The 22419-nt window shown below is 47.2% G+C and carries 28 protein-coding genes; 23 read left to right on the top strand and 5 right to left on the bottom strand.

Annotation, left to right across the window (positions count from 1 at the left end; translation table 11 throughout):
• Positions 1-7: 7 nt before the first annotated feature.
• The 22 genes from priS to RE469_02125 all read left to right on the top strand — a co-directional run bounded on the left by priS (position 8) and on the right by RE469_02125 (position 18548).
• Positions 8-1165: a DNA primase catalytic subunit PriS gene (gene priS / locus RE469_02230; GenBank protein ID WMT45027.1), complete on the top strand. Its 1158-nt coding sequence runs from the start codon at positions 8-10 to the stop codon at positions 1163-1165.
• Between the two features lie 65 nt (positions 1166-1230).
• Positions 1231-1650: a rubrerythrin family protein gene (locus RE469_02225; GenBank protein ID WMT45026.1), complete on the top strand. Its 420-nt coding sequence runs from the start codon at positions 1231-1233 to the stop codon at positions 1648-1650.
• A gap of 11 nt (positions 1651-1661) precedes the next feature.
• Entirely contained in the window at positions 1662-2234 is a 573-nt protein-coding gene (locus RE469_02220; protein WMT45025.1) for a DUF3501 family protein, read from the top strand.
• A gap of 60 nt (positions 2235-2294) precedes the next feature.
• Positions 2295-3437, top strand: a complete 1143-nt coding sequence (locus tag RE469_02215; GenBank protein WMT45024.1) for an acyl-CoA dehydrogenase — start codon at positions 2295-2297, stop codon at positions 3435-3437.
• Positions 3438-4256 carry a DUF72 domain-containing protein gene (locus RE469_02210; GenBank protein ID WMT45023.1) on the top strand — a complete coding sequence of 273 codons (819 nt, stop codon included), beginning with the start codon at positions 3438-3440 and terminating at the stop codon, positions 4254-4256. It abuts the gene before it with no gap.
• Between the two features lie 145 nt (positions 4257-4401).
• A complete protein-coding gene (gene gatD, locus RE469_02205; protein WMT45022.1) occupies positions 4402-5640 on the top strand; it encodes a Glu-tRNA(Gln) amidotransferase subunit GatD in 1239 nt (412 codons plus the stop codon).
• Positions 5637-7445, top strand: coding sequence for a Glu-tRNA(Gln) amidotransferase subunit GatE (gatE, locus tag RE469_02200; protein WMT45021.1), 1809 nt, complete (start codon positions 5637-5639; stop codon positions 7443-7445). Before gatD ends, gatE begins: the two co-directional genes overlap by 4 nt.
• Positions 7446-7541: 96 nt before the next feature.
• The gene (gene ndhC, locus RE469_02195) at positions 7542-7979 is read left to right on the top strand and encodes an NADH-quinone oxidoreductase subunit A (protein WMT45020.1); all 438 of its coding nucleotides are present in this window, start codon (positions 7542-7544) and stop codon (positions 7977-7979) included.
• The gene (locus RE469_02190) at positions 7976-8440 is read left to right on the top strand and encodes an NADH-quinone oxidoreductase subunit B (protein ID WMT45019.1); all 465 of its coding nucleotides are present in this window, start codon (positions 7976-7978) and stop codon (positions 8438-8440) included. The genes ndhC and RE469_02190 overlap by 4 nt, the downstream gene beginning before the upstream one ends.
• A 6-nt stretch (positions 8441-8446) precedes the next feature.
• The gene (locus RE469_02185; GenBank protein ID WMT45018.1) at positions 8447-8905 is read left to right on the top strand and encodes an NADH-quinone oxidoreductase subunit C; all 459 of its coding nucleotides are present in this window, start codon (positions 8447-8449) and stop codon (positions 8903-8905) included.
• Positions 8905-10038, top strand: coding sequence for an NADH-quinone oxidoreductase subunit D (locus RE469_02180; GenBank protein ID WMT45017.1), 1134 nt, complete (start codon positions 8905-8907; stop codon positions 10036-10038). The genes RE469_02185 and RE469_02180 overlap by 1 nt, the downstream gene beginning before the upstream one ends.
• Positions 10035-11075, top strand: coding sequence for an NADH-quinone oxidoreductase subunit NuoH (gene nuoH, locus RE469_02175; protein ID WMT45016.1), 1041 nt, complete (start codon positions 10035-10037; stop codon positions 11073-11075). The genes RE469_02180 and nuoH overlap by 4 nt, the downstream gene beginning before the upstream one ends.
• The gene (gene nuoI / locus RE469_02170; protein WMT45015.1) at positions 11072-11506 is read left to right on the top strand and encodes an NADH-quinone oxidoreductase subunit NuoI; all 435 of its coding nucleotides are present in this window, start codon (positions 11072-11074) and stop codon (positions 11504-11506) included. Before nuoH ends, nuoI begins: the two co-directional genes overlap by 4 nt.
• Positions 11503-11751, top strand: coding sequence for an NADH-quinone oxidoreductase subunit J (locus RE469_02165; protein ID WMT45014.1), 249 nt, complete (start codon positions 11503-11505; stop codon positions 11749-11751). Before nuoI ends, RE469_02165 begins: the two co-directional genes overlap by 4 nt.
• Complete coding sequence (locus RE469_02160; protein WMT45013.1) at positions 11744-11962, top strand: NADH-quinone oxidoreductase subunit J; 219 nt, start codon at positions 11744-11746, stop codon at positions 11960-11962. The genes RE469_02165 and RE469_02160 overlap by 8 nt, the downstream gene beginning before the upstream one ends.
• Complete coding sequence (gene nuoK, locus RE469_02155; GenBank protein WMT45012.1) at positions 11962-12261, top strand: NADH-quinone oxidoreductase subunit NuoK; 300 nt, start codon at positions 11962-11964, stop codon at positions 12259-12261. The genes RE469_02160 and nuoK overlap by 1 nt, the downstream gene beginning before the upstream one ends.
• Before the next feature lies 1 nt (position 12262).
• Positions 12263-14200, top strand: a complete 1938-nt coding sequence (locus RE469_02150) for an NADH-quinone oxidoreductase subunit L (GenBank protein WMT45011.1) — start codon at positions 12263-12265, stop codon at positions 14198-14200.
• 1 nt (position 14201) lies between these two features.
• Positions 14202-15683 (top strand): NADH-quinone oxidoreductase subunit M, encoded by a 1482-nt coding sequence (locus RE469_02145; protein ID WMT45010.1) that lies wholly within the window; start codon positions 14202-14204, stop codon positions 15681-15683.
• A complete protein-coding gene (gene nuoN, locus RE469_02140) occupies positions 15683-17131 on the top strand; it encodes an NADH-quinone oxidoreductase subunit NuoN (GenBank protein WMT45009.1) in 1449 nt (482 codons plus the stop codon). The genes RE469_02145 and nuoN overlap by 1 nt, the downstream gene beginning before the upstream one ends.
• A gap of 5 nt (positions 17132-17136) precedes the next feature.
• Positions 17137-17502, top strand: coding sequence for a hypothetical protein (locus tag RE469_02135; protein WMT45008.1), 366 nt, complete (start codon positions 17137-17139; stop codon positions 17500-17502).
• Positions 17499-17753 (top strand): hypothetical protein, encoded by a 255-nt coding sequence (locus RE469_02130; GenBank protein WMT45007.1) that lies wholly within the window; start codon positions 17499-17501, stop codon positions 17751-17753. The genes RE469_02135 and RE469_02130 overlap by 4 nt, the downstream gene beginning before the upstream one ends.
• 57 nt (positions 17754-17810) lie before the next feature.
• Positions 17811-18548 (top strand): enoyl-CoA hydratase/isomerase family protein, encoded by a 738-nt coding sequence (locus RE469_02125; GenBank protein WMT45006.1) that lies wholly within the window; start codon positions 17811-17813, stop codon positions 18546-18548.
• On the opposite strand, the gene RE469_02120 is transcribed toward RE469_02125, so the two are convergent.
• The 5 genes from RE469_02120 to hemB all read right to left on the bottom strand — a co-directional run bounded on the left by RE469_02120 (position 18522) and on the right by hemB (position 21696).
• Positions 18522-19349: a twin-arginine translocase subunit TatC gene (locus RE469_02120; protein WMT45005.1), complete on the bottom strand. Its 828-nt coding sequence runs from the start codon at positions 19347-19349 to the stop codon at positions 18522-18524. The two genes, RE469_02125 and RE469_02120, sit on opposite strands and share 27 nt — an antisense overlap.
• A complete protein-coding gene (gene tatA / locus RE469_02115) occupies positions 19346-19651 on the bottom strand; it encodes a twin-arginine translocase TatA/TatE family subunit (protein ID WMT45004.1) in 306 nt (101 codons plus the stop codon). Before tatA ends, RE469_02120 begins: the two co-directional genes overlap by 4 nt.
• A 68-nt stretch (positions 19652-19719) precedes the next feature.
• Complete coding sequence (locus RE469_02110) at positions 19720-20043, bottom strand: TA0956 family protein (protein ID WMT45003.1); 324 nt, start codon at positions 20041-20043, stop codon at positions 19720-19722.
• Positions 20044-20062: 19 nt separating this feature from the next.
• Positions 20063-20677 (bottom strand): peroxiredoxin, encoded by a 615-nt coding sequence (locus RE469_02105; protein WMT45002.1) that lies wholly within the window; start codon positions 20675-20677, stop codon positions 20063-20065.
• Positions 20678-20736: 59 nt separating this feature from the next.
• Entirely contained in the window at positions 20737-21696 is a 960-nt protein-coding gene (gene hemB / locus RE469_02100) for a porphobilinogen synthase (GenBank protein WMT45001.1), read from the bottom strand.
• 346 nt (positions 21697-22042) lie between these two features.
• Between hemB and RE469_02095 the strand changes: the two genes are divergently transcribed.
• Positions 22043-22408 (top strand): hypothetical protein, encoded by a 366-nt coding sequence (locus RE469_02095; protein ID WMT45000.1) that lies wholly within the window; start codon positions 22043-22045, stop codon positions 22406-22408.
• Positions 22409-22419: the final 11 nt, after the last annotated feature.

Here is a 22419-nt window from a genome sequence, read left to right as displayed (position 1 = left end):
GCAGGCGTTGCCCGAAACAGACACTTCAGAAAACGTGTTGCGTGAATATTTCCATGACTATTACAGGAACTGGAAGGCAGATCTCATTGACATAGTCTCCGCAAGAGAGATCGGTTTCATCCCATTTTTCGGAACCATGGTAAGGCACAGGGCAGTTCTGAACCTCAGCTCCCTGACAGACATGATGAGGCGCATTGTTCCGCGCCACACCTATTATTCCACCGCATATTACAGGAAGCCCGAAGAAAAGGTCATGAAGGACAAGGAATGGCTTGGTGCCGAACTCATATTTGATCTGGATGCGGATCACATTCCGGGTGCAGAAAAAATGAGTTATACTGAAATCCTGGCAGAGGTCAAGAAGCACACTCACCGCCTCATTTTCAAGTTCCTTATGGATGATCTTGGATTTCGGGAAAAGGACCTGAAAATATTCTTTTCCGGCGGAAGAGGTTACCATGTCCACGTCGTGGAGGATTCAATATATCCTCTTGGATCGGATTCCCGCCGTGAAATTGCAAATTACATACGGGGTGAGGGGTTCAGCACATACGATGTCCGCAGGTCAATGCAGGAAGCATCCACTGTCATGGGTGGATGGAAATCTGAAGTGGACAGGCTTTTTGTGGAATTCCTAGCTGACGTTGCAGACGAATCCGGCAGCCAAACACTTTCCAGCGTTCTGGGAAACAGGAGAAGTGCAGAGGCATACATCCGCAACCTCTCCAAACAGACCAGCTCCGGCGTGCCCGTGAAGAAACGTGATCTTTTCCTGAAGCCGGGCAATGAGAAGTACAGGCACATGGATGCCAATGACGAGAAGATACTCACGCACATAATCAGTAAGGTCAGGGAAGCCAATGCATGTGAAATTGACGAACCGGTGACCACTGACGTGCACCGGCTCATAAGAACTCCAGGAAGCCTTCACGGAAAGACCGGGTTTATTGTGAAGCATATACCTGTTGAAGATTTTGACTCATTCGATCCTCTCCGCGATGCGGTATATGCAGGATTCAATGCGCGCCCGGCGAAAGTTCATATTCAGCGCCCACTCAGAATAAGCATTGCAGGAGAGGATTTCAACCTTGTTCCTGGCGAGACCCAGTTACCGGGGGCCGCGGCAGTCTATGCAGTCGCTTCACGTTATGGTAAATTTTTATAATTATTAACTTAGAATAACTATCATAAAGTTAATATATAGTTGCTACATAAACATGTGGTGTTAAAATGGAACTGAAAAACAGTAAGACGCTGGAAAATCTGAAAGCCGGTTTCGCCGGTGAGAGCCAGGCCAACAGGCGCTATCTTTATTTCGCGCAGAAGGCAGATGAGGAGGGATACCAGGAAGTTGCATCCATATTCAGGTCAACAGCTGACGGTGAAACAGCACATGCATTCGGCCATCTCAAATATCTTGCGCAGGTTGGAGACCCTGTCACGGGCGAGCCCATAGGGTCAACTGAGCAGAACCTGAAATCGGCCATTGCAGGAGAAACATACGAGTACAGCCAGATGTACCCCGGATTCGCAAAGGTTGCAAGGGACGAGCACTTTGACGATATAGCTCACTGGTTTGAGATACTTTCAAAGGCGGAAAAATCACACGCAAAGAAATACGAAGACACTCTTGCTAAGCTGCCCAAGTAAGGTGGGTTGATATGCAGGAGATAAGATCGGAGGAGATAATTCCTCCTGAAAATTTTGAGAAACAGCGTGAGGAAGCCACAAGAAAGATCATAGAAATCAAGAAAACCAGAAGAGTGGAGACGAAGACATTCAGCTTTCTCTTTGAATCAAGGGACACAGTGATGAATCAGATCAATGAGATGGTTTTCATAGAGAAAGTCAAGGATCCTGAGGAAATAAGGAGACTCATAGATGTATACAGTGATCTGCTTCCCCGGCCAGATACTTTTAGCGTATCCATGTTCATAGAGTTCAGGGATGAGAGGCAGATGGCGGCTGAGATGCCCAAACTGACAGGCATTGAGAATACAGTTTATCTTTCATTTGACGGGCATGAATTGAAGGCTACCCCGGAGGAGGGCCGGTCAACTGAAGTCCTTGAATCCACCCTTCAGTACTTGAAATTCCACTTCAACAGGGTTCTTGCGGACCAGTTCAGGTCAGCGGAGAATGTATACATCGAAACAAGGAAGCCGGGCTATTCCGAGGCCGGAAAGATATCCGGGCCACTGCTGCAGCAACTGAAGAGCGAACTTACAGTTTAACTATAATCCAAACCCTCTTCAGAACAGACAATTTATTATTTTTATACCCATTCCAGATTCATGATAGAAGCCACCATAACGCAGGACGAAAAGGAAGTTCTGAAGTATGTAAGGCAATTTGCCCAGAAAGAGGTCAAGCCTCTTGCAAGAGAGATAGACAGGACCAAGTCCGTCCCGCAGAAAATCATAGACAGGATGAATGAACTGGGGCTCTTTTCAAGCTACATCCCCAAGGAATACGGCGGAGCAGGGCTCAGCTTCAGTTTTCTTGTGAGAGTCATAGAGGAGCTTTCCATGGCATGTCCAAGCACTGCACTTGTTCTGGACGGCGCGCTGACTCTTTTTGCCGATCCGCTCATCATGTTTGGAAGCGAGGATCTGAAGAAGAGATATCTCACGAAGGTCGCATCTGGCGCTGTGGGAGGGCTAGCGCTTACTGAAGCGAATGCTGGAAGCGACGCCGCCGCCATTAAGACCTCTGCAGTCAGGAAAGGGAACGGTTATATCATCAATGGAAGCAAGATGTTCATCTCAAACGGGCGTATCGCCAAGTTCTTTGTTGTGGACGCAGTCACTGATCCATCAAAGGGCCACAGGGGCATAACAACATTTGTTGTGGACGCTGATTCACCTGGGTTCAGGGTCAGCAGGGACATAGAGAAGCTTGGCATACGCGGGAGCAGCACAGTGGAGCTGGAGTTCCAGGATGTGTTTGTCCCGGATGAGAATGTTGTAGGTGAGGTCAACAGGGGATTCAGGGTTGTAATGGAGACCCTGGATTCCGGGCGCATAGGCATAGCGGCACAGGCGCTGGGAATAGCCCAGACAGCCCTGGACGAAGCGGTGGATTATGTCAGGCAGAGGAAACAGTTTGGCCAGGCCATAGGCGATTTCCAGGGAATACAGTTCATGCTTGCCGACATGTCCACGAAACTGGATGCTGCCAGGCTTCTCACATACAAGGCAGCCGAGATGTGGGACAGGCATGAGAATGCAGTGAAGATTTCATCACAGGCCAAACTCTTCGCATCTGATGCTGCAATGAGCATCACAACTGACTGCCTTCAGCTGTTCGGCGGATACGGATACACAACAGACCTGGATGCAGAACGGCACATGAGGGATGCAAAGATAACCCAGATCTATGAAGGAACAAACCAGATTCAGAGAGTTATAATAGCCAGAGATCTTCTAAGACAGTAAATGATCTGGCTGGGCTGCTCAGGCTGGGCATACAGTGACTGGAACGGGGTGTTCTATCCCCGTGGAATGTCAGGCAGTCTCAGCTATTATGGCAGGTTTTTCAACTCCGTTGAGGTGAACGTAACCTTCTACAGGCAGGTTGCGGATGATACCATCATCAGCTGGATAAAGACTGCAGAAAAGCTGTCCAGATTCCGATTTTCCATCAAGGCGCCCGGGACCATCACGCACGATCTGTTATTGCGAGATGTTAAATCGGCAGTGGCGGAAATGGAGAAATTTTCGGACAGCATCCTGAAGCTATTGTCCCGGGCACATCTATCCGGGGCCCTGCTGGTACAGCTTCCACCTTTCTTCAAGGAATCCCATGCAGAGAACCTGGATGTTCTCCTATCAGCCGTGGGCATCCATGGGTTCAGAGGAGTGCTGGAATTCAGGAGCGAATCACTTACAAACAGCCCGGCTATCCGGAAGATATACAATGGAACCGGGTACACTCCTGCAAATACGGATAGCCCTGCTGCAAGGTTGGAGAATTATGCTGATTACGGTCATGGAATTTCCTACTTCAGGTTCCACGGAAGAAATGCCGAATCATGGTTTTCCAGGAGCCAGGACCCTTCAGCCAGATACAGATATACTTACAGCCTGGAGGAACTCAGGCATCTCTCCAGCTTCGTAAAGAAGAGCATGGATCTGGGTGACGAGGTTTTCGTATATTTCAACAACCACCCTGCAGGCAATGCACCACGGAATGCAATGGACTTCGCAGCAATCATGGGGGCGGAGTCCGGAGGACACCAGATGCAGCTCTTTTAGCAGATATGAATGCAGAACCAATGATATTCAAGCAGAAATTGAAGCAGAGCGGAATAAGCATAACCGAATATGGCACATCACCTTTTCTCAACTGAATTAAAAGTTTTAAGCACAGATCATGATACTAAGCAAGGGATGCAGCACATTGAAGGATCTTGTTGAGGGAACAATTTTACGGTTCAAGTACAAGCAAACCCAGTTTGATGGGATTGTGATAAGTTACAGTAACGGTCTGGTGAACGTGAAACTCAGCAGTGGCTACAACATGACAATTCCGGTCGATTCAATGGGCGATGTTGAATTGAGGGGAACAAGAAAAATCATGACCACAGAAACACGAAAGGGGAAACCTGATGGTGGCAAAAAAGTCGGCTTTCTTGCGACAGGTGGCACAATAGCAAGCAGGGTGGACTACGTGACGGGCGCAGTAAAGCCAGTGCTGGATCCTGAATTTCTGGAGGACAGTGTGTCAAATATCAGGGAGTTTTCGCTGGATATGGATCTCATGGATCCGGTCCTGAGTGAGAATCTTACACCATCTGACTGGGTGGAAATTGCTCACAGGTCACTGAAACTTCTTGAAAGGAATGGACGCACCATAGTGCTGCATGGCACAGACACAATGTCGTATACTGCATCAGCCCTGTCTTTCATGTTTCAGGAGCAGACCGGACCCATCCTTTTCGTGGGATCCCAGAGGAGCTCAGACCGGCCAAGCAGCGATGCATTTCTAAACCTCGAGGCTGCACTTGAGTTCTCAAGAGCCCCAATGGGAGAAGTGGGCGTTGTGATGCACAGAAACATCTCGGATCATGAAGCTGCACTGCATCGGGCAGTCAGGGTCAGGAAGATGCATACCTCAAGAAGGGACGCTTTTCGTACCCTTGGGGGGAGACCCATGGCAGTTTATTCATCTGGGACCGCCAGATTCAACGAGACCCCGAGACCAGCATCAGAAGGGAACGTACTGATGGACAAACTTGAGCGTAAAGTTTCCATGGTGTATTTCCACCCGTCTCTGGAACCGGACGATCTGGGACAGATTCTAAATGGCAGGCGGGCAGCAGTAATAATGGGAACAGGGCTTGGCCATGTGGGAAGCAGGTTCTACGGCATAATTAAAGATGCAGTGAATAGCGGAGTTAAGGTCATAATGACATCACAGTGCATAAACGGAATGGTTGACATGAATGTCTACTCAACTGGAAGGGAACTTCAGTCCATTGGGGTAATCCCTGCCGGGTCAATGCTTCCTGAGGTGGCCATGGTGAAGAGCATGCACCTTCTTGGCAATTATCCAGAGGAAGATTTCACGGGTCTATTCCTTCAGAACATGCGCGGGGAGTTCAATTTGAGGGATGGACTGGGGGATGAGCCCATATGACCGCACCGGTGAAGATAGGCCTGGAGATTCATGTGCAGCTCGGGGGCCGGAAACTCTTCTGTGAATGCCCCACAGAAAGTGATGGGACCAGTTACGGGTCAATTTACAGGAAGCTATCCCTCTCCACTGGGGAAATGGGGAATTATGACCCGGCTGCAGTATATGAGAAAGGCCGCAGCAGAGTATTTGAGTATGAGATATCTGACAACAGTTGCCTGGTTGAATATGATGAGGAACCTCCGCACGATGTTAACTCGGAGGCTCTTCTGAAAGGCCTGGCAGTTTCACACGCACTCAACTGCAGGACTGTGGATGTGCTTGAGTACATGAGAAAGATCGTTGTTGACGGTTCCAACACGTCCGGCTTCCAGAGAACAGCCATAATATCTTTCGGAGGCTGGGTCGACACAACACGTGGAAGAGTACGGATCAGCACAATATGCCTGGAGGAGGATTCAGCAAGAAAGATTTCAGACGCATCGGCTGAGGTATCTTACTCACTTGACAGGCTTGGAATTCCATTGCTGGAGATTGCCACTGAACCTGATATCGTGGACGGTGAACACGCCGTTGAGGTAGCAAAGCAGATTGGTGACATCATACTCCTCTCAGGATGGTCGCGCAGGGCTCCTGAATCAATAAGGCAGGACGTGAATTTCTCCATGGGTTACGGGCGGGTTGAAATAAAGGGCGTGCCTAAGCTTTCAGTAATAAGGGATTGCCTTCTCTATGAAAAGGAGAGACAGGCGTCACTGAAGGAGATCGCAGACAGACTGGGAAACAACTGGGAAAATGGGATCGAGTTCACGGATGTTACCCATCTGTTTGCTGAAACCGGATCCAAGGTCATAAGGAAATCCCTTGATGCTGGAATGAAGGTTTATGCCTCCCTGCTTCCCGGACTGAATGGCTATCTCAAGAATGGCGCATACAGACTGGGAAGAGAACTTGCCGATGTTGCAAAGCTATACGGTTCTGGCGGTATAATGCACTCCGACGAGCTTCCCGGCTACGGGGTTAAGGATGAAGTGAAGTCATTGAAAGATATGCTTAAACCCCGGGCAGCTGACGGTTTTTTCATCATAGTATCGGATGAGGCTCATATGGGCATCATAGGAAGGGAAATGAATTCGCGGATTTCAAAAATACTCAGGCTTGATCTGTCGGAGACCAGATATGCGGATGCCCAGGGCGAAACGCATTACCTCAGGCCGCTTCCTGGCGGTGAAAGGATGTATCCGGAAACAGATATCCCCAATTATCCAATAACACAGGAACTGGTCAGGCGATCGCGGGAGATTGTTCCAAAGACCAGGGAGGAGCTTATTGCCGAATTTTGCAGGAAATATGGAATATCCAGGCAGGAAGCCTCATCAATAATAGTGAACAATCTTTCCGGCGTGATTGAGGACTACGCCTCTGTTCTTAACAACGGAAAACTGGCTGCAAGGCTGCTCCTTCAGGTTATACCTGATCTTGAGAAGAAGGCAAGCAAAGATATTAACATGGCAGACGTTAGGAAGCTGCTCACTGCCCTTGCTGGAAGAAATGCCATGAAGGAGGAATATGAGCGTGCCCTGGATCTCCTCATAGTGCAATCCATGCACATTGACTCCATACTGGTTTCTCCAGAGATGAAAGTCTTGGACGATGGCGAACTGCGGAAAGTTATTGTGGCACTCCTTGAGGGAGATAACATAAACGAGAAGAATCTCATACCCCGTCTCAGGGCTACCATCAAAGGGATTTTTGATCCTTCCACTGCCTTCCGGATATTCAAGGATATTTCCGGGAAGCAAAATTAAATATAAAAATTAAAATATTGACGGTACACCTTGTAAAATAAGCCGAAATTCGATCTGCTAAACAATTCTTAAATAATGTCTAACGATACTCAGTGGATGTTGGACGGATACATCCCATTGCTAATCACCCTGGTTCTAATGGTTCTCGGGATGATCGGACTGTTTATGCTTCTTCCCACACTTGGGGAAAGCCGGTACAGGCCAAATAAGAAGTTTAGCATGAAACCGGACGATATTATTCAGAATCTGGTTCTTGAACGTTCACCCCCCGCCAAAGATGGGTCATACCTGGAGCCGTATGAAACCGGCGAGGTTGCCCGGGGAGAAATAGGCAAATTCGTTACCGTTCAGTATTACGTTATAATTCTTCTTTTCATACTTTTTGATGTGGATATGGTCCTTCTTTTCCCGTGGGCATTTGATTTCAAAGCACTGGGAATATTCCCGTTCCTTGAGACAATCCTGTTCCTGGCCATGCCACTGTTTGTGGTCTATTATGCTTTCAGGGAAGGATATATGAGGTGGCAGAAGTGAAGAGTGGAGAAGGCGGTGCACTTACAACAACAGTTGATCAGGCCATGGAATGGGCCAGAAGCAACTCGCTCTGGCCGTTGACTTTTGGACTGGCATGCTGCGCCATAGAGATGATGGCAATACAGGCTTCCAATCTGGATATTTCAAGGTTTGGGAGTGAAATTTTCAGAAACTCACCCCGGCAGTCTGATCTGATGATAGTATCAGGCACTGTCACGAAAAAGATGGCGCCAAGGCTAAGGAGAATCTATGATGAGATGCCTTACCCCAAGTACGTTATAGCAATGGGAGTCTGCGTCATCCAGGGAGGGCCATATCATCTTGGATATTCCGTGGTCCTGGGTGTTGACAGGGTGGTTCCAGTTGACGTATATGTTCCAGGATGCCCGCCAACTCCTGAGGCGCTGACATACGGCATAATGCTGCTTCAGAAAAAGATACGGAACGAAGCGGAGAGGTGATGATTGTTGGTTGAAATTATCGAGGAGACCAGGGGAAAGGATGGAAGGAGAAATCTCAAGGTCGCCAAGGAAAATCTTGTTGAACTGATAAAGGACCTGAAGAGCAAGGGCTACGACCATCTTTCCCTGATTACCGGCATTGACCGCAAGGACAGGCTGGAAGTGGTTTATCACCTTCACAACATGAAGGAAAATGAGTACGTAGTTGTCAGAACAGAGACTACGGATGAAAGAATGCCCAGTATTTCATCCCTGTATGCTTCGGCCAACTGGGAAGAGCGTGAACAGTATGACATGCTGGGTATAGTCTTTGAAGGCCATCCAAACCTTAAGCGCCTGTTCCTGCCAGAATCCTGGGTTGGCCACCCACTCAGGAAGAACTATGACCTGTCAAAGGTACAGTACATAAACATGGACGAAGACGGCAATGATTACGCAACCTTTGATCCCGGAGATGGTTGGTAATGGTTGTTGAAGGGGAGAAGATAGATCAGTCCAGGGAGTGGGTTGAGCTCAACATCGGTCCGCAGCATCCATCCACTCATGGTGTACTGAGGCTGAGAGTAAAGCTTGACGGAGAAACAGTCAAGGACGTTGAGCCCATTATAGGATATCTCCACAGAAATGCTGAAAAACTCTGTGAGATGGATTATTACTGCGATTCCCTAATTTACTTTGACAGGATGGATTATGTTGGCGCAATGAACATGGAGCTTGGTTATCTGGAAGCTGCTGAGAAAGTTCTTGGAATTCCGCCTCCTGAAAGGGCACAGTGGATAAGAGTCATAATGGCAGAGCTCAACAGGATCGCAGCCCATCTTGTGTGGGCTGGAGCTTTTGGCCTTGACCTTGGTATGCTAACCCCATTCTTCTACTGCTTCATAGAGCGGGAAAAGATACTGAGAATTTTTACCGCAGTAAGCGGCTCAAGGCAGCAGACAAATTACATGAGCATTGGTGGAGTTTACCAGGATATTGATGACCAGATTATTTACGACATAGATCAGTTCACCGAGGAGTTCCCCAAGAAGCTCGAGGAAATTTTCAGCACATTCGTGAAGAATGACATATTCATATCAAGAAACAAGGGAGTGGGCATTCTTGAGCCTGAGGTTGCAATAGAATACGGGGTGACCGGTCCAATGCTAAGGGCATCTGGCGTGGATTATGACGTAAGGAAGGCTGAGCCATACCTTGTTTACGATAAGCTGAACTTTGACATACCGGTATCATACAAGAAAGACAATCTTGCCAGATTTCTGGTAAGGTTTGAGGAGATGCGCCAGTCCATAAGAATAATCAAGCAGGCCATCAAGAAGATACCTGATGGCCCATATTTCAATCCCAAAGCAAAGAAATCCCTGATGATAAGGCTGAGGGGAGAGGGGGAGGCATATGCAAGGACAGAATCCTCCAAGGGTGAATTTGGCGTCTATATTGTAGCAGATGGAAGTGTCAAGCCCTACAGGGTCCACGTGAGGAGCCCTGCCATGAGGAATCTCAGTGTTCTTCCATATCTGGCCAAGGATGTCATGATAGCTGATCTTTTCTCAATTTCAGGTACCACTGACCTCGTGTTCGGCGAGGTGGACAGATGAGTGTCCTGGAAAGGTTGGCGGCATTCTTTGGAATACTGGGGCATTACCCTGCTTATATTCTGGCTTATTTCTTCGAAACACTGTTCATGCTGATTTTCGTAGTGGTCATGCTCATAGTCATGATATACCTCTTCCGTAAATACATGGCCCGTGTGCAGCTGAGGATAGGTCCCAACAGAGTGGGTAAAGCTGGCACACTGCAGCTCATAGCTGATGCCCTGAAGCTCGTTGGAAAGGAAAGCATACTCCCAAGCAGGCGTGATGATCTGCCCTACAAGATTGCACCAATAGTTGTTTTCCTCGGTCTCATAATGGCGTTTGCCATCATTCCATATGGAGATTTCTATTACATCGGGTCACTCACCATTACACATTCCGATGTTTCCCTCCTGCTTCTCTTCGCGGCACTGGCCATTATGCCTGTAGGGGAAGTTCTGGCAGGCGTGAGTTCCAAGAACAAATATGCCGTGCTGGGAGCCCTGAGGGGGGTTGCCAAGGATATATCCTTTGAAATTCCAATGATGATCTCTGTGCTTGCCCTGGTGATGATGGCATCAGCCAGGACAAATCAGCCGCTCGACCTGGTGAACCTTATTTCCGTTCAGTCCATTCCATATGGTATACCACAGGTGATCGGCCTTGGTGTTTTCTTCATTGCAATGATTGCAAGGGCAGCTTATTCTCCTTTTGATATGAGTGAAAGTGACAGTGAGCTTGTCTCAGGCCATTCCATTGAGTATTCCGGCATGAGGTTCGGCATGTTCTACATGGGAATGTTCGGAAGCATCTTCCTGGGTTCAATGATAGTGTCCCTCCTTTATCTTGGTGCATACAATGGCCCATTTTCAGGCGATGCTGGATTCATATATCTCTTCATCAAGGCAATGGTCTTGGTCATACTTTCATTCACAATCTGGCTGTCAGTTCCAAGGATAAGGATAGACAGGTTTGTCAATATGGGATGGAAGTATCTGTTGCCGGCAGCTATAATTAACCTGGTAATTGCAGGAATATTAACTCTGGGGTTGTCGCTATGATAGAAGTTAAAGAACCAAAGAAGGAAATACCGCTGATAGGCACAATAAAGGCAGTTGTAACTGTGGGCAAACACGTTTTCCAGAAGCCGGTAACGGTGCAGTATCCTGAAGAGAAGCCGGATTACCCCGACAGGTTCAGGTTCAGGATATTCCTGAGCCTTGATGACTGTGTTGGGTGTACCCTCTGCGAGCAGGTCTGTCCAAACAAGAGCATAACCATGCAGAAGGTGAACCGTGATAACCCAAGAAACAAGAGGCACATATATCCTGATGTTAACTTCGGCACCTGCACAGTATGCCGCAATTGTGAGGAGATCTGTCCTACTGATGCCATTTACCTTACGCATACGTTCGAACTCGCCAGGACAAGAAACAGTTTCACTTATTCCCCTGAAGAGCTCTCACTGCCCGAGGACGAGGTGATAAAGTGATCTACACCATTGTCCTCATACTGTTCGCCATTATCCTGATACCACTTGCGCTCAAGACCGTTGCAGAAAAGAACCTTACGCATTCTGCGGTTTATCTGATGGTCTTCCTGGTAATGCTCTCCGCACTCTTCATATTCCTTGGTGGATCAATCATAGGGGCCGTGGAGCTTCTAGTCTTTGTGGGCGCAGTAGTAACACTGCTCGTATTTACACTGATGCTCAGCGGAGGTAAGGAACTTGAATAACAAATTATCAGCAGTTGCGGCTGCCCTGTTCCTTGTTGTATTCGGAATTGAAGTGGCAAGGATAAGGTACAACTTCACCCCATCTTCACAGAACATTGCCCAGATCGGAACCACGCTGTTCGGAAAATACCTTATACCATTTGAACTGCTTTCGCTCATTCTGGTGGCCGGAATCATAGGCATGTTCTATATAGCAGGGAGGGAAGATTAATGCAGATACTTCTTGTGAGCATGCTTTCCCTGATCCTCTTTGTCATTGGCCTCTATGGGGTGATGACGTCCAACATCGGCATTAAGATGCTGATCTCCCTTGAGATAATCATTAACTCTGCAATTCTCAATCTCGTTGCCGTAGCAATAGCCTACGGATCAGTTGATCCATTAATAATGGCGCTGTTTGGCATTGCAATAGGCGCAGTGGAATCAGTTGTGGGCCTCAGTCTGCTCACAGCCACATATAAAAAGGTCGGCAGGATTGCCATTTCCCTGCTGAAGGAGATAAAGTGGTAACATGTATTGGCCTGGTTGGTTCATATTTCTAAGTCCTCTCATTGGTGCCCCAATAGCTCTCGCAGTTGGGAAGCGTTATAAATCGCTGGCAGGGATCATAGCATCTCTTGCTGTTGGCGGAGCACTGGTTGCCTCAATAATAACATTTTTCTACGTTGATGCCGGAACGGTTGTGTCAAACAGCTCAAAACTTTATGTTATTACCGGGCAATACGCATACAACCATTACCTGTGGTTCTTCAACATAGACATTGGCATATTCATTGACAGGCTCTCCATAATGATGGCACTTATGGTATCATTTGTGTCATTGATGATACATCTATTTGCCCTGTATTACATGAAGAATGATCCCAATAAGCATGTGTATTTTGCGGAAACTTCCCTGTTCACAGCGGGAATGCTGGGGCTTGTGGTGGCTTCTAACCTGGTTGTATTCTTCCTGTTCTGGGAACTGGTGGGACTGTGTTCATACCTTCTCATAGGCTTCTGGTTTTTCAAGCCAAATGCCACAGCTGCTGCCAAGAAGGCATTCATAGTGACAAGAGTTGGTGATCTGCTATTCCTTGTTGGAATGGCAATTCTTTACGATTCTCTGGTTGGTTTTCCAGGTCTTGGCAGCAACAGCCCTCTCAGCATACCGTTCCTTATCAACAATGCCAGTCTGATTGCTTCCTATATAGGAAAGAACACTCTTGGTATTGTTGCAGTACTGTTTCTGGCAGGAGCAGCAGGTAAATCCGCACAGTTCCCGCTTCACGTATGGATACCGGATGCAATGGAAGGCCCAACTACGGTTTCCGCTCTTATCCATGCAGCAACAATGGTTACTGCCGGAGTCTATCTTGTTGCCAGGGTCTTCAACATATTTTACGCAGCTGCACCATTCGCACTCTATTCAGTGGCCATACTTGGAGCCTTTACTGCTGTGTTTGCTGGAATAATCGGAATATTTGTAAATGACATAAAACGTATCCTGGCATATTCAACAATAAGTCAGATAGGATACATGTTTGCAGCCATAGGTCTTGGCGGACTGTTCGGTTATGCTGCTGTACCTCTGGGAATGTTCCATCTGGTTGTCCACGCAGTGTTTAAGGCACTTCTGTTCATGGCAGCAGGTGCCATACTCATAGCCCTTATGGATCTCAGGGACACAAGGGACATGGGAGGTCTGTGGAGAAAGATGCCCATGACAGTCACCCTTCTCTTCATAGGGTCGCTGGCACTCATAGCATTTCCTGGAACTGCTGGCTACTTCTCCAAGGATTCTATAATTTCAGCCTCCTGGCTTTATTATGCGCATTATGGCACAGCCTGGAGTTTTATCCCATGGATATTCCTTGCTACCGGCTCGCTTCTCACCACACTTTACACGTTCAGGATGTTCTTCCGTGTCTCGCTGGGAAAGCCCAGGTCACACCTGGCTGAGCATGCAAAGGACCCCTCTGTCTGGGCGCTCATACCACTGTTCATCCTTGCCGCAGGGGCACTTTTACTTGGCCTCATACAGACTCCTTTCTATAAATTCATCACTCCGGAAGCTTTTGTTCCGTCTGTTCCAATTTACATTGAAGCCATACCCATCACGCTCCTGGCCATAGGCCTTATCGTGACATATGTTCTTTACGGCACAGACAGGTGGAGACACATGGATTTCAGCAAGAACAGGCTTTACAGGCTTGCGAAGAACAAGTTCTACCTTGACACTCTTTTCACCAACATAATTGCCGAGAGAGTCATAACACCTGTATCAGGAGGAATTGCCACATTTGAGAATGCGTACAACAACGCAGTGGACAGGACAGGGGCAGGAACATTGAGTCTTGGGTCATTCTTCAGGAAGCTGCAGGACGGAGTTGTGGAGAACTACTTTGTTGTTCTGATAATAGGCATTTCCATTGTTTTTATCATAATGCTTCTGGCGGGGTTGATGTAACTTGTTCATTCTCATACTATTCATAATAATGGTACTTGCCTCATTGTTTTCATTCGCCTTTACGGATCGCAGGCGTGAATATGCCCTCATCGCCACTGCCATATTCCTTATTGCCACAATAGTATACAGCACACTGAGATTCAGCACGGGTTACGGGTCTGGAGGATTCCGTTCAGAGAGTGTTTACAATCTTGCACCTTCCATCGGTATTGCGTTCTCCATTGGAGTGAGTGGCTTTGCCGATGCTCTGCTCATACTTTCCGGAATTGTCATATTCATCGCGGCTTTCATAGCAGGGAAGCATGAATTCACCCAGACAATGTATTCATACATCATGATAACCGAGGTTGGGCTCTACGGAATACTTATTTCCAGAGACTTCCTGTTTTTCTATATATTCTGGGAAGTCGTGCTCATACCTGTATACTTCATGGTTGCGCAATACGGGGGAAGAAACAAGGATCATGTTTCACTGAAGTTCTTCGTGTATACACACATAGGTTCAGTGTTTCTTCTCCTTGCCATATTCACAGTATACGCATATCACTATGATGCAACGGGAGTGTTCACCTTCGAGATAGGCGCGCTAATGCAGTCGAAGTACATTGACATGATTCCAACTGCTCTCAGGTATTTCGCATTTTTCGGTTTCCTCTTCGCATTTCTGGTGAAGATGCCATCTTTCCCTCTTCACTCCTGGCTTCCTGATACGTATGAGACATCCCCGTATCCGGGCACAGTTATACTTGCAGGTGGTTTATCCCTGATGGGTGGTTACGGGCTGTTCGGGATACTCATGCCAATATACAGCTCACTTGGAACCGGTATACTGCAGCTTCTGGTTGCCCTGGGCATCATCAGCCTCCTTTATTTCTCATTCACAGCGCTGATCCAGAAGAACCTCAAGCGCATGATGGCATTCGCCAGTGCGGGAGCAATGGGCTTTGTCACACTTTCATTCGGAGCAGGCCTTCTGGAGGGCACAAAATATACCGCCAGCCTTGAGCTGGCTGGTGGCATGTTCCAGATAGTGGCTCATGGGCTCATCATGGCCATGATATTCACGGCGCTGTATTTCATAAAGATCAGTACAGGAAAGGAAACAACCTACGGTCTTGGTGGCATTTACCGTGAAGTGCCAATGCTCAGCACATTCCTTCTTGCTGGACTGCTTGCATCCCTTGGCCTTCCAGGATTGGCAGGATTTATCGGTGAGTTCTCAATTCTTGTGGGGTCTTTTGCAGCAATCGGCTGGCTCATACTGCTGGTGATACTTGGAATGATAGTTACTGCATCCTATCACATATGGGCAGCGCAGAGATCGCTTTACGGACCCTATAATGAGAATCTCGGCAAGATCGCCGACTTGACGCCATCAAGATTTGCCATACTTATTGGGACGTTCGCAGCCATATTCATTCTTGGAATAGTTCCGAATCTGATCTATGGCATACTAGTATCCTATGTTGGAGGAATAATCTAATGACAGCTGCAATAATTTCACTGAGTGGAGCACAGGCTCTTGTAACATTCACGCCTGAGATATTCCTTGGGCTTGTGGGCTTCATAATCCTTGCCCTTGGAACATTCAGAATCGAGAAGCGTATAATCTCATGGATCTCATTCGGAGCCCTGGGAATATCCGCAATCATGGTATTTTTCCTTTCACCTGTTGGAAAATCCCTCTTTAATGGCACTTTCCAGTACTCAGACTTCGGCATATACTTCGCCATAGTCATGCTGCTTTCTGGAATGCTCATTTCATATCCGGCAACAAGGTCAATTAAATCAAAGAGTGAAGTATTCTACGCAACCCTGCTCTTTGTTTCAGTTGGCATGATATTTGCTGCGTTCAGCTATAACATAATCACGCTTTTCGTGGCATTCGAATCAGTCAGTATAGGAACGTATGTTCTGGCAAGCTTTGGCAAATCCAGGCGTAACCTGGAAGGCACAATCAAGTACTTCTTCACTGGAACAATCGCAACTGCATTCATACTTTTCGGTGCTTCATTCTTCTTTCTTCAGACCGGAACATTTAATCTCCAGGTACTGAAATCAGCTTCACCTTCGCCGGAACTCCTCATTTCACTTGTGTTCCTCATAATCGGGTTCGGATTTAAGCTGGCAATATTTCCCATGCATCAGTGGGCACTTGATGCCTATGATGGCACAGAAAATTCCATCTCTGCGTATCTTGCTGCTGGAAGCAAGGTCCTGGCTTTTCTGGTAATACTGAAGATTTTCCTTGTGGGTTTCTCCTCGGATTTCAGGGATGTTTCATATCTCTTCATCATACTTTCCATACTGACAATGACATACGGCAACGTTGCAGCCCTCTCACAGAACAACCTGAAAAGGCTCCTGGCATATTCCAGCATAGCGCAGGCAGGGTATCTGATACTTGTGCTTGCAGTGGTGGGCTTTGTAGGAAACACAAATTCTGCAGTTGTTGATGTGGCAGTTGCGGCAGGGATGTTCTATGCTCTAGTTTACGTGTTCATGAAGGGTGGAGCTTTCATAACACTGAATCTGATCAAGAAAGACAATGTTATGATCAGCGACGTTTCTGGCCTGGCCAAGAAATCACCTGCAACTGCTGTGAGTTTCGCAGTGATGCTCCTTGCACTGGCAGGAGTCCCAATAACTGGAGGGTTCTTTGCCAAGTATCTCCTTTTCCTGTCACTCATAGAGGGAAATCTCTGGTGGCTTGCCATAATCGCCATACTGAACAGCGCAATTTCTGTTTTCTATTATTTCAGGATCATTCTGTATATGTTTGGGAAGGATCCCATTCCCGGAGAGTCATTTGATATGTCGACTTCAACCAGGGTACCAATATATGCTTCTGCATTCATAACAGTGGCCCTTTCAGTGGTGGTCATATGGTGGCCATCCCTCATAAGCATGGCAAACGGATTGTTCGGGTGATTAAAATGTCCATAGACAGCGATATGGAAATAATCAAGAGTGCAATAATATACGGAGATATCGGAGATGCGGAGAAGGTGATCCAGAGGCGCATAAAGAATCTTGGAATTATCCTGAAGCGGAGAAGCAGACCGGAACTGCAGGAATACCTGGAGTTTCTGAATGCTCTTGACAGCCTCCTCAGATCCCGTATAACATTGGAGCAGTTCAAATCCATTAGCGGAGGAATCCATGGCCTTGAAAACCTTCTGGAAAGGCACACAGGTGAACATGGTTATCTGCCTTCGCTGTTCTACCTGCTGCAGCTTTCCATTGATCGGTACAATGTAAGGTATCCCGAATTTGACATGAAGAGGTGCGATGATCTATGACTGCAAGGTTTGACGATTGCTTTTCCCACATTGAGGAGAACGAGGAGTCTGCAGCGGAATGCATCCACTGCCTTAAGAAGCACGGTGAACAGGTCATGTATGATCCAGCGCAGAAACGCCTGATCCTTGGAAGGGAGATTTACGACGACAGTTACTCCAGGGCCATGCAAACACTCACAGATCTTCTGAAAATCAAATCCCTGGAAGATTACCAGGCTATGGACAGGAAGTATAATCTCACAATGTATTGAAGAAATTTCGCTACATGTGAGGTCAATTTTTAAATCAAGTCCTGCATATTTGCATTCATGTCTCTGGAGAGAGTCCCACTTGTGAATTTGAAGAAGGAGGATGATCTCAATGTTGTCACAATTTCAAACGGGGTGAACAACAGCCTCACCAACGAAGGTCTCAGGGATATGCTGATGGCGCTGACCGAAGCACTTTCAGGAAACAGCAATCCCATAATGATCACAGGAAGTGGTGAAAGGGCATTTTCTGTTGGCTATTCAGCATCCTGCACCAAGATCTCCGATAAGATGCATCTGGAGGAAGCCTATTCACTTGGAACTTCAATCGCAAGGATAATACTGAGGAATGATCGGCCTGTCATATCCGCCATAAACGGCTACGCTCTTGGCCTGGGGCTGGAGATCGCATTGTGTTCTGATTTTATAATCAGCACCGGGAGATCGCACTTCGGAATGCCAGAAATTAAGTTCGGAATCCCTTCGCTCACGGGTTTTGTTCCTGAAATACCTGACAAGTATCCCGGGGGGCTCTTTGCCGCAGTTAAATCAGGAGCAATATTTGGAATCCAGGAGGCTCAGTCGTTCGGAATGATAACAGCAATCTTAGATTCCAGGAATTTCATCAGAGATGCAGAAAATTACTGCAGGAAGATGGAGACAAGGCTTGTGAGCATGCTTAAGCCAGCGGAGCGCGTAGGCCAGTACAGGCAAGCAATAGATTCACTATTCTTCAGGATCTATTCACCCAGCTGCCTGACCATGACTGAATTAGAGCGCTTCCGTAACAGTATTTGATTCCTTCTGGCCGTATTTTTTCTGGTACCTCATGGCGAAATAGGCACCTGCAAAATACAGTGCAATCATGGGAAGTGACATCACCATCATTGTGAACCCAAGCACACCAGGGGAGAAGATCATTCCGAAAATCAATGATCCAACGATTGCGTACCTCCAGTACTTGTACCAGGTTTCGGCCTGAACCATGCCTGATCTTGTAAGCCCATACATGAACACTGGAATCTCAAACGCTACCCCAAAGCTCACCACATACAGAAGAAGGAAAGATACGAAGCTCATTACTCCCATGGTGGATTCGGCTCCAAGACCAATATTGAAATTGTGAAATATGGTGAAGAGTTCCGGAGCCACGAACCAGAGGCCCATGAATGCGCCTGCTGCAAATAGAAGGCTTGCTGGCACAGTTATGACTCTTATGAGTTCCTTCTCGCTCTTCTTAAGTGCAGGGCCGATGAACTTGCCTATCTGATATACGATATTGGGCATGGCGAATATGAGGGAAAGGAACAGCGCTGTGTATATGTTTGCTGAGACCCCGTCTGTCGGCTTCAATACAAGCAGCTGGGTCCCGCTGGGTATTATGTGTGCTTCCAGAAGTTTCAGGAACTGGGCAGGAATATTATGGTAAACATCGAACGTGATGAATGGGAATGACACACCAAATAGTGTCACCCTGGTTATGGAAAAAATCAGGAAGAATATGAAGAAGAATCCAAACACTTCAAGAATACGGACTAGGCGAAAACGCAACTCATCTATATTCTTAAAGATAATTGGCAGGAATTCTTCGTCTGTCATTGATCATTGAGCTTCAGTTTCTCAGCGATTTCCTTTGTGAGCTGTTCGTGGGTCTTGTTTGCAGGATCGATTCCAAGGTTGCGTGCTATCTCGGTATAATCTATGGCTTTGTTGGCATCAGCAGCTGCCGGCGCCGGATTCATGGCTTTCTTGATTTCATTCTCAAGCTCCATCTGCCCGCGCTTGAATTCGCCTGTCGCTTTTCCAAGGTTCCTGGCGAATTCCGGGATCTTCTTAGTGCTACCAAAAAGCAGGAGTATAACCGCCACAACGATCAACCACTCTATGGGTGAATCAAACATACAAATGTAATTCAACCTGCTTATTTAACCTTTTATGGAAGAAAGTGGGACAGGTGCGCAGGTAGCTCTCATTCAATGTCCAGCTGGACATCGTAGCCTATTTTCCTGAAGGAATCGGCATCTGCCTTTAGATTATGCGCGAGATCCTCTGGAATGGAAGCAAAGGACAATGACAGGACCCGTTTCGTGGAGTTAACAACCACAAAGCCCACTGTCTTGTCCTCCGGCATGACCTCATCCGTTCTGGAGAATTCCTCAATGAACTCCTGCAGGCCTTCCTCCACATAATCACTGGAGAGCACATCTGCAAGGGCAAGAAGTGATTGTCTGACATTTGAGAGATCAACACAAATTACTGCGGGGTGCCTGTCCCCCACGGTAATGTTGTACATGGCACATAGAGTCAAAATATCACGCTTTGACTCTCTTAAGGTACCAGCGTTCTGCACCCTCTTCCTTTTCTCTTGCAAGAGCATCCTTGAGTGTGCTTGGAGCTGAGGCAATCCCCTCTTTGCCTGGTTCCCAGTTGGCAGGCGTGGCCAGTTTCTTGTCCCAGTTGAACTGAAGGGCTTTTATGACACGTATGATTTCTCTGATATTCCTTCCGGTTTCAGCAGGATAGTATATCATCCACCTTACAGTCTGGTTGGGATCTATTATGAAAACTCCCCTTACTGTTGTGCCCACCTTAGGGTCGAGCAGATTATACTGGGTTGCAACCTCTCTCTCAAGATCTGCAAGAACAGGGAACGGAACTTCAATCCCATACCTGTCCTTTATATCCTTGAGCCAGGCTATATGGGAATATATGCTGTCCACACTGAGCCCTATGAGTTCCACTCCAAGTTTCTTGAACTCGTCATAGGATTCTGAAAATGCCATGAATTCTGTTGTGCATACAGGCGTGAAGTCTGCAGGATGCGAGAAAAGCAATACCCATTTTCCCTTGAAATTTGATAGGGTTATTGGACCCTGCGTTGAGTTTACTGTGAAATCCGGTGCTTTCTGTCCTAATGTTACTGCCATTTTTTTATCACCAAATAGTTATTGTTTTTTGATATATTAAATCGGCGACTGGTGCAATCTCACAATTTTTCCGTCAGATACTGTGCAAAGTATGTTATGACCATGTCGGCTCCTGCCCTAAAGATGGATCCTACGGCCTCTTCTATGGCATTTGCAGAGAGATAACCTGCATCCACCGCATTCCTGATCATTGTGTATTCGCCGCTGACACTGTATGCAGCCAGGGGCAGTGAATATTTTCGCCTCACGCCTCTTATTACATCAAGGTAGAAGAGGGCAGGTTTAACCATGATTATGTCGGCGCCCTCCTTCACATCCAGATCAATCTCCCTCATTGCCTCCCTTGAGTTCCGGGGATCCATCTGGTAGCTCCTGCGGTCACCGAAGCTGGGGGTCGATTCCGCAGCCTCACGAAATGGCCCGTAGAGAGACGAGGCATATTTTGCGCTGTATGCCATTATTGGGATTTTCGAGTATCCGGCATCATCCAGAGTCTTTCTTATCCTGCCTACCTGGCCATCCATCATGCCGCTTGGTGCTATGAGGTCGACACCAGCCTCGGCATAGGTCTTTGCTATTTTGCCATAGGAATCCAATGTGGCATCATTGTCCACATAATCGCCTCTGAGTATTCCGCAATGACCATGACTGGTGTATTCACACATGCACAGATCGGCAATGGTGATTAGATCAGTTCTTTCCTTGCTGATGCCTATGGCTTTCTGGACAATGCCGTTCTCATCATAAGCAGAACTGCCCACATCATCCTTGTTTACTGGAATTCCAAAGAGCAGTATGCTCCTGACTCCGGAACTCTGAAGGGAGATCAGGTGGTCTTCAAGTTCTGACAGTGGGTAGCGGTATATGCCTGGCATGGACCTGATGGGAACTGCTTTCTTTGCCCCCTCATCCACAAATACAGGCATTATGAGTTTTTCAGGCTTGATGGCACTCTCTGCAACGAGATCACGTATATTCTGCGAAGATCGCAATCTTCTGGGTCTTGATACAGGAAACATGGATGGTCATTGCAGGCTGAGATTTAACCTCTGTGAGCACGCATTCACCTCCCAAGGGATGACATGGAAAAGAGTCCTCTGTTTAGGTGGCAATCCGCACATTGCCCGGCCAGCATACTGACCCATGGTGGGCATCCCATGGGGAAACTCAGGCCCGTGAAGTCTTCGCCACATGGTTGGAAGCGCATGCGGATGTATTGAGACAGAGTCAACAGGAATACTCCTGCTGGAATAAGGTTCCGAATCATTTCCAAAGTATGGCCTTCTTTTAACTGTTTAATACCAAGAGTTTGCCTGAGGGATCAAACAGATTTTTGATATGCATAACGTTATCCTATTGAGATCATTGTATCAGTTACAGTCATCGGGAACTCTTGTGCTGCCGTCCGAGAAGGTTGGCAAGCTCATAGAAGGTGCTGGGAAAGAAAACGACTGCTTTGCCATGGTCCGGCTTCAGGCTCTCTCATCAAAAGAAAATGTCTGCTTCTCCGGGGAACCAACAATAAGCTTCGAGATTAGTGGAAACCGGATTGCAGTAATAGCAAAGGCTAAAACAGAATTCCTGCACGAATCAATAAGAAGGCTCCTGGACATTTCGTACTCAGTTCTGAGAGATCTTGCAATATGCACGCTGGACGATGCTTCATTCGATGTTTCAAAGCATTATGTTGAAATCAGGGAAATAGCAATCACTGCCATACGGGAAGAATAGGAAAAACGTTC

The organism is Cuniculiplasma divulgatum (genome assembly GCA_031200235.1).
Taxonomy (GTDB): domain Archaea; phylum Thermoplasmatota; class Thermoplasmata; order Thermoplasmatales; family Thermoplasmataceae; genus UBA509.
The sequence above is the reverse complement of the archived record's forward strand: the minus strand, read 5'-3'. Positions and strand labels throughout refer to the sequence as shown.

Coding starts and splice junctions, on each gene's coding strand:
- hemB (WMT45001.1), bottom strand. CDS start 21,696: ATGTTTCCTGTATCAAGACCCAGAAGATTGCGATCTTCGCAGAATATA.
- nuoK (WMT45012.1), top strand. CDS start 11,962: ATGCAGATACTTCTTGTGAGCATGCTTTCCCTGATCCTCTTTGTCATT.
- RE469_02210 (WMT45023.1), top strand. CDS start 3,438: ATGATCTGGCTGGGCTGCTCAGGCTGGGCATACAGTGACTGGAACGGG.
- RE469_02135 (WMT45008.1), top strand. CDS start 17,137: ATGTCCATAGACAGCGATATGGAAATAATCAAGAGTGCAATAATATAC.
- RE469_02220 (WMT45025.1), top strand. CDS start 1,662: ATGCAGGAGATAAGATCGGAGGAGATAATTCCTCCTGAAAATTTTGAG.
- RE469_02130 (WMT45007.1), top strand. CDS start 17,499: ATGACTGCAAGGTTTGACGATTGCTTTTCCCACATTGAGGAGAACGAG.
- nuoI (WMT45015.1), top strand. CDS start 11,072: ATGATAGAAGTTAAAGAACCAAAGAAGGAAATACCGCTGATAGGCACA.
- ndhC (WMT45020.1), top strand. CDS start 7,542: ATGTTGGACGGATACATCCCATTGCTAATCACCCTGGTTCTAATGGTT.
- nuoH (WMT45016.1), top strand. CDS start 10,035: ATGAGTGTCCTGGAAAGGTTGGCGGCATTCTTTGGAATACTGGGGCAT.
- RE469_02215 (WMT45024.1), top strand. CDS start 2,295: ATGATAGAAGCCACCATAACGCAGGACGAAAAGGAAGTTCTGAAGTAT.
- tatA (WMT45004.1), bottom strand. CDS start 19,651: ATGTTTGATTCACCCATAGAGTGGTTGATCGTTGTGGCGGTTATACTC.
- RE469_02120 (WMT45005.1), bottom strand. CDS start 19,349: ATGACAGACGAAGAATTCCTGCCAATTATCTTTAAGAATATAGATGAG.
- RE469_02110 (WMT45003.1), bottom strand. CDS start 20,043: ATGTACAACATTACCGTGGGGGACAGGCACCCCGCAGTAATTTGTGTT.
- nuoN (WMT45009.1), top strand. CDS start 15,683: ATGACAGCTGCAATAATTTCACTGAGTGGAGCACAGGCTCTTGTAACA.
- RE469_02125 (WMT45006.1), top strand. CDS start 17,811: ATGTCTCTGGAGAGAGTCCCACTTGTGAATTTGAAGAAGGAGGATGAT.
- RE469_02180 (WMT45017.1), top strand. CDS start 8,905: ATGGTTGTTGAAGGGGAGAAGATAGATCAGTCCAGGGAGTGGGTTGAG.
- RE469_02225 (WMT45026.1), top strand. CDS start 1,231: ATGGAACTGAAAAACAGTAAGACGCTGGAAAATCTGAAAGCCGGTTTC.
- RE469_02150 (WMT45011.1), top strand. CDS start 12,263: ATGTATTGGCCTGGTTGGTTCATATTTCTAAGTCCTCTCATTGGTGCC.
- gatE (WMT45021.1), top strand. CDS start 5,637: ATGACCGCACCGGTGAAGATAGGCCTGGAGATTCATGTGCAGCTCGGG.
- RE469_02105 (WMT45002.1), bottom strand. CDS start 20,677: ATGGCAGTAACATTAGGACAGAAAGCACCGGATTTCACAGTAAACTCA.